The following is a 13,972-nucleotide window of genomic DNA, read 5'->3' on the forward strand; positions in this document are numbered from 1 at the left end:
GAAGAAATGAGTCAATCCTTTAAACTTTAATTTCCCAAGAATCCATAGCCTTCTGGGCAATCCCCCGTCTCACCAACTACGGATTTAGAGTAGACAGAAAAAAGAAACAATACCATATCCCAGATGCGGCTTCGGAGCGTGTTTAAGATGCGGATAAGCATCTTAAACACAGCGACTACAGAGCAGATGGGATATGGTATTGTTTCTTTTTTCGTAAACTATAAATCAGTAATTAAAAACCTTTGTAGTATCTTCCTAAGGCATCTGCTGCAACCATTGCTGCGTATACCTTCTCTGGTGTAACTTCAAATGGTTCATTACCTAATGTGTCATCTGGGGAAGCTGCTAATGTTGCTGCTTCCATAAGAGCATCCTTATCTGGATTCTCGATTCCAAGATCTGCAAATGTAGTAGGAAGTCCAACATCCATGCAGAAAGTAATTACTTCATCTAATAAATCTTCATCGGCATTCTCAAGTACAAGCTGTGTTAATGTACCAAATGCAACTTTTTCTCCATGATATAAATGGTGACATTCTTTAATACATGTCAGGCCGTTATGGATGGCATGTGCGCCAGCTAATCCGCCACTTTCAAATCCCATACCAGATAACAGTGTGTTTGCTTCAATTACTTTTTCTACTGCTGTAGTACATACATCAGCTTCTACTGCAAGTTTTGCTTTTACACCTTCTTCTATTAATGTCTGATAGCAAACTTTTGCCAAAGTAATCGCTGCAATTGTAATATGACCACCTGCACAGCTAGTTGCATTGCTTGCCTGACAGGCTTTTGCTTCAAAATATGTTGCAAGTGCATCACCCATACCGGAAACTAACAGTCTCGCCGGAGCCTTTGCGATAATATCGGTATCTACTAAAACAAGATTTGGATTTGCCGGTAACCATAAGTATTCTTCAAATACGCCATCATCTGTATAAACTACAGTAAGGGCAGAACAAGGTGCATCTGTTGCGGCAATGGTAGGACATACGATAACCGGACTGTTCACATAATAAGCAACGGCTTTTGCTGTATCAAAAATCTTTCCGCCGCCGACACCGATAACCATATCGCAGCCTTTTTCTTTTACGATAGCAACCAGGCGGTTAATCTCGTTTTTAGAACATTCCCCATGAAATGCTTCAAAAACAAGTTCACATCCTGTCTCTTTGAAACTATCTTCGATAATTCCACCAACACGTTTCTTTCCGCTTTCACTAATTAAAATAAAAGGCTTCTTTCCAAGCTTTGTAGCGTACTGCGCAATATTCGCAAGCTCTCCCTTTCCCTGCACGTACTTCGCTGGACTGATAATAATGTTTGCCATAAAAAAATACCATCCTTTCTTATAATAGAAAAAAATTGCTACAAAAACCGCTTTGTAACCCCGGTTTTCTTGTTATAATTATAACAATTTTCTAATAAAAAAGCAACAGTTCTTTGTATAATTAGACAAAAAACAGGAAACAGATGCGATAGTTGTTTCTGTAAAGTTACTACTATAATATCCATTTCCCGTTTCTATTTATTTTATTCGAAGTTATTATCGAAAATAATATTAAGTTTAGCTTAATGCTGCTGTAACAAGTGCCATTTTATAAACTTCCTGTGCATTACATCCACGACTTAAATCATTGATCGGTGCATTAAGTCCCTGAAGAACTGGTCCGATTGCTTCATATTCACCAAGACGTGCAGCAATCTTATATCCGATATTACCTGCACTGATTTCTGGGAAGATAAAAGTATTTGCCTGTCCTGCTACTGTAGAACCTGCACATTTTACTTTTGCAACTTCCGGTGCTACCGCTGCATCAAACTGAAGCTCACCGTCAATATCTAAGTCTGGCGCCATCTCTTTTACTTTCTTTGTAGCATTCGCCATTAATGTTACCATCTCGCCCTTTCCAGAGCCATATGTAGAATAAGATAACATAGCAACCTTTGGATCAATACCAAAGATTTTTGCTGTCTTTGCAGTCTCAATAGCGATCTCTGCTAATTCATCTTCATTTGGAGCAATGTTAATTGCACAATCTCCCATTGCTAACTTCTTATCACCTTTTACCATGATAAAGCAGGAGCTTACAATCTTGTTACCTGGTTTTGTTTTAATTAACTGTAATGCAGGACGTACTGTATCTGCTGTAGAATAAGTTGCTCCTCCTAACAGACAATCAGCCTTACCCATCTTTACTAACATTGTTCCAAAATAGTTTGATTTAGAAAGAGCATCGCGAACCTGTTCCGGTGTCATCTTGCCTTTTCTTAATGTTACCATCTCATCAACCATCGCATCAATATCAGCATACTGTTCCGGATCAATGATCTGACATTTATCAATATTAAATCCGGTTTCTTTTGCTGCTGCCTTTACTTCGTCAGCCTTTCCAAGAAGAATAACACCAAGAACTCCCTCTGCTGTAAGTTTATCTGCTGCTTCAAGAATACGGGCATCTGTTCCTTCTGTAAAAACAATAGTACGTGGGTTTGCTTTTAACTGCTCTGATAATTTTTTAAACATGTTTTATTTACCTCCTGTTATTCAGTCATATACCTAACAAAATCCAAATAACTAAAATCTTTCGACTGCAGATCGCGCAATGAACTATCGCACGAACTTGCACACACATTTTTTATTGTATCGGTTTTGTTTCCGCTTTTCAAGCTATTTCGAAAGAAAATACAAAAATTTATGCACTTTTCTTTGTACATAATAGAATTCCACTATGGATCATAAAACAATCTGCTAAGCAAACTGCACAACAAAGGTATTACTGTACAGATTTTTTATATTTATAACGTAATATTCCACTCTGGAATACGCCTTCTTTCCAGGTTCCTTCTTCCACAATATCCCAGTCTGGATGTTGTTTATCCAAATATTTCTTTTGTCCGTAACCTTCTTTTATTCCATCCGAATCAAAAACAGCATCACATAAAAGTCTTCCATCTTTTCCGTATACTTTATACCGATCTTTATCCCACTCAAAAGCACGAACACCTGTGGAATAGCGATTTCGATATCCTGGTCTGAACTTTTTACCGGTAAGCTGCTGGAACAGACGTAGCGTATTCGGATGGAGAAGCGCAGTATAACGAAGTCCCCCTTCACTTAGCTCTTTGTAATAATATGGATAAAACGGCATCATAAACTGTAAAAACACTTGCTTTAACTTCTCGATATCATTTACATATCCTACAAGTTTACCTTCCTCTTCCCGGAAATCTACACAGGTAAAGTATTCTTTTACCATTCTTCCTGTAATGGTAGAAAGCCCTTCAATAATATCATTCTTTTCTTTATATAATTCCTGAGATATCTCCCCAAGCTTTTTAAGCTGACTCCATTCCTCTTTATTATAAACACAAACCAAATTCTGCAGCTCCTGAGTCATATAATGATATAACTGCTCTTTTTGTTTCACTGCCTGCATATCTGCAGATGCCTCTTCTTTTATCGAAATATTCTGTAACTCTTTTTTTGCAGCACTTTGTAATTCTCTTTGTGACTCTTTTTGCGTAGTACCTTGCGATTCTCCCTGTATCCTGCTTTGTGACTCTCTTTTCGCAGTATTTTGCAATTCTTCCTGTGTCCTGCTTTGTGACTCTCTTTTCGCAGTACTTTGTAACTCTTCTTTCGTAGTATTCTTTGAATCAGACTTACTAGCCATAAAAAAGGCAATCCCAGCAATAATAATTCCAATTACTACGACTCCGATTATAAGATTCATTTCTTCTCTCCCTCTTTTTCCTCAGTAATTATAGCAATTTTGAAAAAAATACTATATTATATTTATACTATACGTTTTTCACAAAAAATTCAATATTAAATGTTATATTTAGTAAGTATATATAAACGAAGACTTTTATGGAGATTCTATATGATTACCTGTTTCGTACAGCTTAATTTAAAGCTGCTTTTCGTTTTAATCCTGTTGGGATTTATTATCGGGAAAAGCAGACACTCAGCCATTCAAAACTTTTCCAACAAAAAGTGTGGCTATTTTATTATGGACTTTTTTAATCTGATCGGTATTCCTGTTCACGAGCTTGGACATTTACTCTTTGGCCTTTTCTTTGGATACCATATTGACCAGGTTTGCCTGTACCGCACCACAAAAAAGGCGATTCATTCAGGTGGAACTTTAGGATTTGTAAAAATGCACCATGAAAATCATTCCTTTTTGCAAAAACTGCAGGGAGATTTAGGGCAGTTTTTTATCGGGATCGGTCCACTGTTGTTTGGACCAGCCGTTATTTATATTATCAGCCGGTTTCTCCCGGAAAATATCAGAACACTCCCTTTTTCCTTCCAAAAAGGATGGGCAATTTCCCTGAAAGCCTTGCAACAATTACGAGCTTCTGATATAATCTTTCTGTTTGTATTCCTGTATATCATTATGGGAATTTCTTTAAATATGGAATTAAGCAGACAGGATATGCATCTTGCCTGCAAAGGCCTGATTCTTCTTGAGGTTATATTTCTTATTCTTTCAGGTCTTTCTGTTTTATTTCACTGGAATCTGCAATACAGCATTGATATTCTCTTTCGATGGAATCTACTGATTTCTTCTATCGGAATCATCTCCGCACTAATTGCCAATCTGATTTCTCTGATTTAAAGCTCATAAATAAATAATACAAAGGGGTATGTATAAATTATGTCAGTATTAAAAAAATTCAAAAAGAAATTCATTTCAAAGTTACGACGAATCCGCAAACACTATCGCTATAAAGTATATTTTCCAAAAGTATATTCTTCCTACTGTACTGAACCTGTACAGGAGAATAAAGTCCTGTTTTTGGAAATGCGTTTTACAAAACTTTCCAATTCATTTGAACTTATTTATAAAGCTTTAGAAGAATCCGGCGAATATGATTTAAAATGTTCTTATGTACAGTTTAATTTTATCCGCGGACGCGAGTTTACACAGCGCGTTAATGAAATGCTCAAAGAACTTGCAACAGCAAAATATGTCTTTGTTGATGATGCTTCTTTAATTCTTTCATCTATTCCATTAAGAAAAGAAACGGTAGCAATCAATCTCTGGCATGCCTGTGGTGCATTTAAAAAGTTTGGCCGCAGCACAGCAGAATTAAAATTCGGCTCTTCTGCTGCTACATTAGATAAATATCCAAACTATGGTAACCTTACTCATGTAACTGTCAGCAGCCCTGAAGTCATCTGGGCATACGAAGAGGCAATGCACCTTCCTAAAGGTATAGTAAAAGCAACCGGTGTCAGCCGTACTGACCAGTTCTATGATAAAGAATTTGTAGAAAGCCGCAAGCAAAAACTATACGAAATCATGCCAGAAGCTAAAGATAAAAAAGTTATTCTTTATGCCCCAACCTTCCGAGGTCATGTTGCTACTGCTTCCTCCCCGGACCGTATTGATTTTGAACGTTTTTGTCGTGAATTAGGCAACGAATATGTTATCGTTTGCAAACATCATCCATTTGTCAAAAATCCACCGATCATTCCGGAAGAATTACAGCACTTTGCGAGAGACCTTACCAAGTACCTTTCTATCGAAGACTTACTTTGTTGTGCAGATATTTGTATCTCTGATTATTCTTCACTGGTATTTGAATACTCTTTATTTGAAAAACCAATGATTTTCTATGCATATGATTATGATAACTACTGTGACTGGCGTGGCTTTTATTATGACTATTCCGAATTCACACCAGGTCCGGTTGTTCAGACAGAAGATGAGCTTATAAACAGCATCAAGAATATTGATACACAGTTTGATAAGCAAAAAGTCATTGATTTCAAAGAAAAATTCATGGGAAGCTGCGATGGACACGCAACAGAACGTATTATCGCCTTAATGAAAGAAAATTAAAATCCTGATTTGAGGGACTAAAGAAATGAAACCCAGAAACTTTATATAGAATAAAATGTGAAGATAGTCGCGGCGTAGAAAATGCCTGACTGGCATTTTTACTTGCTCCGACATCACATTTTATTCTATATAAAGTTTCTGGGTTTCTGTTCTTTGGCTCCAGATGAAATCAGAATTTTGTGCAAAAAATAAGGGAATTCCCCAGACGTGAGTATCTTTCTGCTGAATTACATTGAGATTTCTAAAGAAAAGGGGATTCTCCAAAAAGTTATGGATTTCCGTAGAATTAAATTCAAAAGGATTGACATTCAAATTGCTGTCTATTAAAAAACTATGAAAAAAGAGAAAAACTGTTTATAAATATTGTATTTTATGACTTTGATCTATGGATTTTAGCAGAAAGCGTATTCCTTTTGGAGATTTTCATTCTAAATAAAAACCATAGTCTTCTGGACAATCCCCTTATTTTTCCCAAAACGAAAATACTAATTTCCATCTGGAGTCAAAGAACAGAAAACCAGAAATTTAATAGAAAAGAAATGTGATGTCGGAGCCAGTAAAAATGCCGAACAGGCATTTTCTACGAAGCGACTATCTTCACATTTTCTTTTCTATTAAATTTCTGGTTTTCGTTTCTTTAGACCCTCAAATTAGTATTTAATCCCCATTCTCACCAACTGTGGATTTAAAGTAGTCAGAAAAAAGAAAAAATACCATATCCCAGATGCGGCTTCGGAGCGTGTTTAAGATGCGAATAAGCATCTTAAATACAGCGACTACAGAGCAGATGGGATATGGTATTGTTTCTTTTTTCGTCTATACGAAATCTACAAATTAGTATTTTTTAGATGACATGCGAGTTCGTGTTTTTCGCCTACTGTTTTTAATTCTGGTTTTTCTTCTTGACATTTTTTCATGCAGTAAGCACAACGATTCTGGAACGGGCAGCCTTTTTGTTCTCCTGTCGCTCCATTCACTTCTCCTTCAAGAGGCTCGATTGGTTTTGAAAAATCCATATGAATATCAAATACGGATTGTAACAATGCTTTTGTATATGGATGCATCGCTTCTTCCGTAACCTTTTCTCCCGGAAGGATTTCTACAATGTTACCCATATACATTACTGCGACTTGGTGTGCTATACTTGATATCATTGCCAGATCGTGACAGATAAATCCTAATGCGATCTGTTTTTCTTTTTGCAGCTTTACAAGAAGCTCAAGGATTGTCTTTTGTACAGAAACATCTAAGGCTGAAGTTGATTCATCGCAGAAAATGATTTCCGGTTCTAAAGCGATTGCCCGGGCAATGCCTACTCGCTGCTGCTGCCCGCCACTCATATTATGTGGATAGCGATCAACAAAGTCTCCTGGTAATTCTACCATTTCCAGATACTTTCTTGCGATGGCATCTTTCTCTTTTTTCTTAATCAGTCCGAAATTCATAAGTGGTTCACAAATTATATCCCGCACTTTCATTTTAGGATTAAAGGATGTCGCAGGATTTTGGAAGACCATCTGCACGTTTCTGCGGTTTGCTCGTAATTCTTCTCCCTTCATCTTTGTAATATCTTTTTCTTTGAAAAAAATCTTTCCTGATGTCGGTTTCTCAAGCTGTACCATCATCCGCATAAATGTGGACTTTCCGCAACCGCTTTCTCCTACAATTCCTAATGTCTGTCCCTTATAGAACTTCAAACTGATATCATCATTGGCAATCAATTCTTTTCCGTTTGCCAGAGGGAACTTCTTTGTCACATGTTTTGCTTCTAAAATAGGTCTTTCTTCTTTAGACATACCGCTCCCCCTTTAAAGATGGCACAGCCAGCAATAGATTCTTTGTATAGTCTGACTTTGGATTATGTAAAATCTCTTCTCTGTCACCGGAATCTACAACTTTTCCCTGCTTCATTACGATCATTTTATCTGCCATATACGCAGCAACACCAATATTATGTGTTACGATAATAATGCTCGTACCAAAAGTGTCTCTAAGTTCCATCATCTCACGTACGATCTGTGCCTGCGTTGTTACATCAAGTGCACTTGTCGGTTCGTCTGCAAGAAGGAGTTTTGGTTCAAATGTCATAGCCATTGCAATACCGACTCTTTGACACATACCTCCGGAAAGTTCAAATGAATAACTATCCATAATACGCTTTCCATTCGGCAGACGCATCTTTTCTAACATCTGAATGGCCATATCTGCTGCATCTTTTTTGGAAATGTCTCTATGCGCGCGGATATACTCCACATACTGGCTCCCAATTTTGCGGACAGGATTTATCATTGCCCCAGCATTCTGAAAAATCATGGAAATCTGAGTCCCTCTTAAATCTCTCCACTGCTTTTTAGAATAGTGAAGTAATGATTCTCCTTCAAAAAGAATGTCTCCCTTGGTTACCTTTCCACCGCCGGGCAAAACTCCTAAAATAGAACGGATTACTGTGGTTTTTCCGCTACCGCTTTCTCCCACAATGCTGCAGATTTCTCCGGGTTTCATCTGAAGATGAAACCCTTCGATTGTCGGTCTTGGATTTTGGCTGTATGTTACGGTTATATCCTGAACATTAAGCATAAAAACCTCCTATTTCGCTGGAGCAATTTCTGTTGTAAGCCAGTAATAATCTGCTGTGTGAATGTCTGCTCCTGTAACTGTCTTATCACTGATCATTGAACTGTTGTAATAACCATGAACAACAACAGCTGCGTCATCAATCAGAATCTGCTGTAACTGCTCAATAATCTTTGCACGTTTTGCTTCATCAAATTCTGTTTCTAACTGCTCATATAACTTGTCAAATTTATCATTTTTGTAATTACAGAAGTTTGCATCTGATTTACCATACCAGTTTGCAAGATATTCTGTAGGGTCGCCATTACCTACAGTAATCCAGTTAGAATCACAAAGATCATACTCTCCTGCAACCATCAAGTTCCACTCTTTATCTGCGTTCATAGAATCAATCTTTACATCAATTCCGAGGTCTTTAAGCTGTGTCTGGATTGCCTGTGCAAAGTCGGAAAGTCTTCTGTTCTCATATGTGATATATCTAAGTGAGATATTCTTTCCATTCATCTCGCGGATTCCATCGCCATCTGTATCTTTATAACCTGCATCATCTAAAAGTTTCTTGGCTTTATCTGTATTAAACTCATATGGATTCTTTAAATTATCATATCCATAAGCCAGACTGGAAGGAAGTACGGAAATTCCCGCTGTATATAAACCGCCAACTGTAACTTCGCACATGGTCTTATGATCTAATGCCATCTGTAATGCCTGTCTTAATGCATCGTCTTTTAAAATACCTTTTTCATTGACATACGCAAATCCACAGCGAACACCCTGTCCGATAGATACATTAAAGTTATCATCTTTTTTCAAAGTTTCAAGATCAGATGCAGAAGTAATATTTTCTACAAGATTTACATCACCGTTCTGGAGAGCCATTGCTTTATTATCTTCACTTAAGAAATCAATTTCAACGTTATCATAAGGCACTTCACCATTCCAGTAATATTTATTCTTTACAAGAGTTGCTTTTGTCTTAGAATCAAAACTTGTTAATGCATAAGGGCCTGTACCGATTGGATTCTCTGCAAGATCATAATCTCCACTTACATCAAGAATAACGAATACTGGATATGCAAGATCTTTTCTAAGGTCAGCCTTTGCCTGTTTTAAAACAATTGTTAAAGTACGTGCTTCATCATCTGCTGTAATTGATTCGTAATCCATAAACTTAGATGGATTAGAAGAACCCGTCTTGTTAGCATAAAGAACATCCCAGCAAGCTTTGATTGCAGAAGGAGTTACATCATTTCCGTTAGAAAACTTTACACCATCGCGGATGTGGAATACCCATGTCTTATTATCCTCTGTAGAATATTCATCACAAATCGTATTCTCTACACTTAAGTCATCTTTATACTTAAAGAGACATTCTCCAACACCATAACGGCTGTTACACCAGGCTGCATTAATCATATTTGCCGGGTCTAAAGATTCTGAGTAAGAAAAACATCCAAACTTTAATGTATTTCCCTCTGTGCTGTCACTGTTTCCTTTACCGTTTCCACCACAACCGGCAAGCATGGTAACTGCCATGATCATAGCTGTCATGATTCCTAAAAATCTTTTCATCTTCTTCATAAACTTATCCTTTCTTTATCCTTTTTTGTTATTTATTATACATAACTGTTGATTTCTACACAGACTGCAAAATACATCATATCATTTGCAGTTAACATACATAGGAACCCATACAGTTACTAATATAATCCTTTATTCTTCTCTTACATCAAGTACATCTCTTAAACTGTCACCTAAAAGATTAAATACTACAACAACGATAACGATTGCCAGTCCCGGATAAATCATCATCCATGGTGCATTTTGCATATAGGTTCTTCCCTCATTGAGCATAAGTCCCCATTCTGCCGCCGGAGCCTTGGCTCCAAATCCTAAGAAGGATAAACCGGCAAGTTCCAGCATCATACCACCAATATCTGTGGCGGCTGTAATTATCAATGTTGGAATAATATTTGGAAGCATATATTTTCTTAAAATATAGCTTGTTTTTGAGCCAGTTACTATTGCTGCATATATGTAATCTTCATGACGTATCTTCATGACAAGGCTTCTGGCAAGTCTTGCATATTTAGGCCAGCTTACTACAGCAACCGCAATCACCGCATTCTTTACACTAGCTCCCATAATACCTGCAACTGCAATAGCAAGAACCATACCTGGGAAAGAAATCATCATATCGGATATTCTCATAATAACCGCATCGATCCATCCTCCAAAATATCCTGCTAACGTTCCAAGTAAAGTTCCTATTGCAAAAATCAGTACAACGAGTATTAATGTTGCCGGGAGTGAACTTCTTGAAGCATAAATCACTCTGGAAAATATATCCCGCCCTAATTTGTCTGTTCCAAACCAATGAGCGCTGCTCGGTGGCTGTAATGCGTTCTTTAAATCAGATACATAAGGATCCTGTGGTGCAATTACCGGTGCAAAAATAGTAATAAGAGCAAGCAATATAACTAGCAATAAGAAAAAGGAAAACTGTTTATTCTTTTTTATAAAATCTAATACTTTATGCATTACGTTCACCCTTTCTCACTTCTTCGTATTCTTGGATCCACAAAAGTATAAGAGATATCTACAAGTAAATTAATTACCATATAAATTAATGCTACCCATAGTACATATCCCTGAATCAGTGAATAATCATAGGAACTAATTGCCTGTACTGCCAGATTTCCAAGACCTGGATATGTGAAAATAACTTCTACTACTGCCGTACCTCCTAATAAATTACCAAGAGATAATCCAAGCAGGGTAATCAATGGTAATAATGCATTTGGAAATACTTGCTTCCAGAGTACTTCTTTTTCTGTCATTCCTCTTGCTCTTGCTCCAGTAACATAATCTTGGTTCAGTTCTTCTAAAACTGCTGTTCTTACCTGCCTTGTATATTTTCCCATCATTGCAAAAGCTAAAGTCGCTGCCGGTAAAATAATCTTTTCAAATCCTTCTCCTGTTGAAATAACAGGAAGTAAACTAAACTTCAGTGCAACTACATATAAAAGTATTAGTCCAACCCAAAAGTTAGGAATCGATACCCCAAGAAAAGTAATTCCTCTGACCAGATAATCAATCCAGGAATTCTTATAAACTGCCGATAACATCCCTAGCGGAATCGCAAATAGCAGCATAAGAAGCAATGCCGCAAATGCCAGTTTTAATGTTGGAAGTAATCTTTCTGATAAAAGCTCTGCTACTGGCTTTCCATTCGAATAAGAAGTTCCGAAATCTCCATGAAGAACTTTACTAAACCATCGCCCATATTGTACTAAAATCGGATCATTTAATCCTAGTTTTTCTCTTTCCTCCTTTGCCCTCGTATGTACTCTTGGAATCTTTTTGTGCTTGATTTTGTGAGAAGATTTTTTGTCAGTTGTGTCCAAATTTTTGAGGCGTACGCAGTGCGTACGTTGATGAAATTCAGGTGCGACTGGCGGAAAATCAGCCACAAAAGTAAGTGCAAGAAAGACTCCGAGAGTACATCGTATAAAATTAACATGAAAAAGTATGGATTTTAAAATAGAAAATCATTAATATAAGACCCTGCTACATATCAAACCGGAGGCAGCAGACTGTTATGATAGGACAATCTTAGAATATCCCAAAGAAAAGGACATATAAGTACAATTCCAAAAAAATTCTTGTAATTTTCTAGAAAAGCCTATATGGCCTGTACAATTTTCTACATATATCTACAATACTTTTCAATAATATCATGACAATTTTTCTATGCCAAAGTGTAATTTTACCTTTTTTGATGCTTATTTTGACAATTAAGTTCTTTTATCTATGTATTTTTTTGTCCACCACACTACTTAATATTACCTGTCCTGTTTTTAAATGCAAATCCCTTGCATATTTTACACTTGAAATAATCCATATAATTTTTTAATAAAAATGGAAATATCCATACCAGACTAAGTATTTTTGATTCAATATTGCTATATTTACTTTTCTATTTTATAATAATGATATTATTTTTATATGATATCAGGGTCAAAAGGTCCAAACTCCATTCGGGCTTGCACGATAAAGTGTTTGACTTTGGGACCCGCGGAATTTGAGGCTGAATCAAATCATTACAACAATTTACATGGCACAGGAGGCATTGGGATTTATGCAAAACAGTAAAGAGAAAAATTTAGATTTTATAGAAATTTTGTCTAAAGAACCAGATAATATTCTTTCTTTAGACGTTTCTTCTGTAAAGACATTACAGATCGGGTATCAGGCAGAGACTCTTCTTCTACACAAAGCAGATGATGATACTCTTACAATTAAGGAATACATTAACGGTCTTTCCGGAAGTGAATATTATGCAAAAGTTACTGCGAATCGTTTTAAAACAACCATACGTTACGGTCGAAGAGAAACTGTAAATCCCGCTACCTGTATCGAAATTTTCCTCCCGGATTCTTTCAATGGCGAATTACTCCTTTCATCCCAATATGGCAATATCATTACAGATGCCGACTGGAATGTAGAACGATTTGCTGCCGAGACAACAGAAGGTTCTATTTCTTTAAATACGATCACTGCTCCACGAATCCGGCTTGTTTCTTCAATCAGTTTAATTCACATTACACGAGCAGAGGGATTTACGGATATACACTCTGTTTCTGGTACAATTATCGCTGACTGTATCGAAGGTGGTGCCAAATTAGCTACTTCATCCAGTCCGATTCAGGCTACATTCTCTTCTTTAAATAATATTGTAGAATGTGAAACATTAAATGGAAATATTCAGCTTACACTTCCTGAAAACTGCGGAATGAAGATTGATGGAATCAGCAAACGAGGCTCTATTCACTCGAACATCGAGGGACTTTCTATTAAAGAGAAACCCGGAAATGTACAAAATATTACTGGTATTTTAGGTGAAAAACCTTTTTATAATGTACGTATATCTACAATTAACGGAAATATTTCTCTAAACTAAAACATCTACTAAGCCTATGGCATAAATTCTTGTATCACACATAGAATCCATGCCATAGAATTCTTAAAATTCAAGTCGAGAAGACTCCCACCTGAAAGAGGTGGGAGTCTTCTCGACTGAGATAAAAAAAGCTGTTATAGTTACAATTATAAAATCATCAAACTATAACAGCTATTATATTCTATATCTATCTTACTTATCATGTACCTTCAAAACTACACACAAACTATCTTTTCTAATTGCAAATCTTATTGACTAAAGCCTTTACTAAAGCCGGTCATCTCGATTCCGCTTACGCTTCATCTCGATGGATTTGCTCCGCAAATCTTCATGCTGTCATAAACTGTATTCATAAAGCAAGCTTCATTCAGCCAGTTTACTGACATCATTACGGCTTTCTACGCTTGGTCAAGCTTTCGACCGATTAGTAACAGTCAACTCCACACATCGCTGTGCTTCCATCTCTGCCCTATCTACCTCATCGTCTCTAAGGGGTCTCTCACTCTTTCGAGTCTGGATATCTCATCTTGAGGGGGGCTTCACGCTTAGATGCCTTCAGCGTTTATCCCTTCCCGTC

At 36.9% G+C, this 13,972-nt stretch carries 11 protein-coding genes and 1 rRNA gene; 3 read left to right on the forward strand and 9 right to left on the reverse strand.

The window, feature by feature from the left end; genetic code table 11:
• Nucleotides 1-232: 232 nt before the first annotated feature.
• The 3 genes from FYJ25_RS08740 to FYJ25_RS08750 form a co-directional block, all read right to left on the reverse strand.
• Nucleotides 233-1,330 (reverse strand): glycerol dehydrogenase, encoded by a 1,098-nt coding sequence (locus FYJ25_RS08740; protein WP_021908150.1) that lies wholly within the window; start codon nucleotides 1,328-1,330, stop codon nucleotides 233-235.
• Between the two features lie 237 nt (nucleotides 1,331-1,567).
• Nucleotides 1,568-2,527, reverse strand: a complete 960-nt coding sequence (gene pta, locus FYJ25_RS08745; RefSeq protein ID WP_021908149.1) for a phosphate acetyltransferase — start codon at nucleotides 2,525-2,527, stop codon at nucleotides 1,568-1,570.
• A gap of 250 nt (nucleotides 2,528-2,777) precedes the next feature.
• On the reverse strand, nucleotides 2,778-3,737 hold the full coding sequence (locus FYJ25_RS08750) for a hypothetical protein (RefSeq protein ID WP_154581071.1): 960 nt from the start codon (nucleotides 3,735-3,737) through the stop codon (nucleotides 2,778-2,780).
• A 150-nt stretch (nucleotides 3,738-3,887) separates the two neighbouring features.
• Here FYJ25_RS08750 and FYJ25_RS08755 point away from each other — a divergent pair, with 150 nt between their 5' ends.
• Together FYJ25_RS08755 and FYJ25_RS08760 are read left to right on the forward strand one after the other, a co-directional pair.
• Nucleotides 3,888-4,628: a hypothetical protein gene (locus FYJ25_RS08755; RefSeq protein ID WP_147607572.1), complete on the forward strand. Its 741-nt coding sequence runs from the start codon at nucleotides 3,888-3,890 to the stop codon at nucleotides 4,626-4,628.
• A 39-nt stretch (nucleotides 4,629-4,667) separates the two neighbouring features.
• Complete coding sequence (locus FYJ25_RS08760) at nucleotides 4,668-5,858, forward strand: CDP-glycerol glycerophosphotransferase family protein (protein ID WP_154581072.1); 1,191 nt, start codon at nucleotides 4,668-4,670, stop codon at nucleotides 5,856-5,858.
• An 827-nt stretch (nucleotides 5,859-6,685) separates the two neighbouring features.
• Here the strand turns inward: FYJ25_RS08760 and FYJ25_RS08765 are convergent.
• The 5 genes from FYJ25_RS08765 to nikB form a co-directional block, all read right to left on the reverse strand.
• Entirely contained in the window at nucleotides 6,686-7,654 is a 969-nt protein-coding gene (locus FYJ25_RS08765; RefSeq protein WP_021908145.1) for an ABC transporter ATP-binding protein, read from the reverse strand.
• Nucleotides 7,647-8,435 (reverse strand): ABC transporter ATP-binding protein, encoded by a 789-nt coding sequence (locus FYJ25_RS08770; RefSeq protein WP_096239552.1) that lies wholly within the window; start codon nucleotides 8,433-8,435, stop codon nucleotides 7,647-7,649. Before FYJ25_RS08770 ends, FYJ25_RS08765 begins: the two co-directional genes overlap by 8 nt.
• Before the next feature lie 9 nt (nucleotides 8,436-8,444).
• Nucleotides 8,445-10,013 carry an ABC transporter substrate-binding protein gene (locus FYJ25_RS08775; RefSeq protein ID WP_096239551.1) on the reverse strand — a complete coding sequence of 523 codons (1,569 nt, stop codon included), beginning with the start codon at nucleotides 10,011-10,013 and terminating at the stop codon, nucleotides 8,445-8,447.
• 132 nt (nucleotides 10,014-10,145) lie between these two features.
• Nucleotides 10,146-10,973 carry a nickel transporter permease gene (gene nikC / locus FYJ25_RS08780; protein WP_096239550.1) on the reverse strand — a complete coding sequence of 276 codons (828 nt, stop codon included), beginning with the start codon at nucleotides 10,971-10,973 and terminating at the stop codon, nucleotides 10,146-10,148.
• Between the two features lie 5 nt (nucleotides 10,974-10,978).
• Nucleotides 10,979-11,839, reverse strand: a complete 861-nt coding sequence (nikB, locus tag FYJ25_RS08785; protein ID WP_243145718.1) for a nickel ABC transporter permease — start codon at nucleotides 11,837-11,839, stop codon at nucleotides 10,979-10,981.
• Between the two features lie 734 nt (nucleotides 11,840-12,573).
• Here nikB and FYJ25_RS08790 point away from each other — a divergent pair.
• Nucleotides 12,574-13,395, forward strand: a complete 822-nt coding sequence (locus tag FYJ25_RS08790) for a DUF4097 family beta strand repeat-containing protein (RefSeq protein ID WP_157908549.1) — start codon at nucleotides 12,574-12,576, stop codon at nucleotides 13,393-13,395.
• 404 nt (nucleotides 13,396-13,799) lie between these two features.
• Here the strand turns inward: FYJ25_RS08790 and FYJ25_RS14455 are convergent.
• Nucleotides 13,800-13,972, reverse strand: a 23S ribosomal RNA gene (locus FYJ25_RS14455); the annotation flags it as partial.

The sequence above is a fragment of the Anaerobutyricum soehngenii genome (assembly GCF_009697165.1).
Lineage (GTDB): Bacteria > Bacillota > Clostridia > Lachnospirales > Lachnospiraceae > Anaerobutyricum > Anaerobutyricum soehngenii.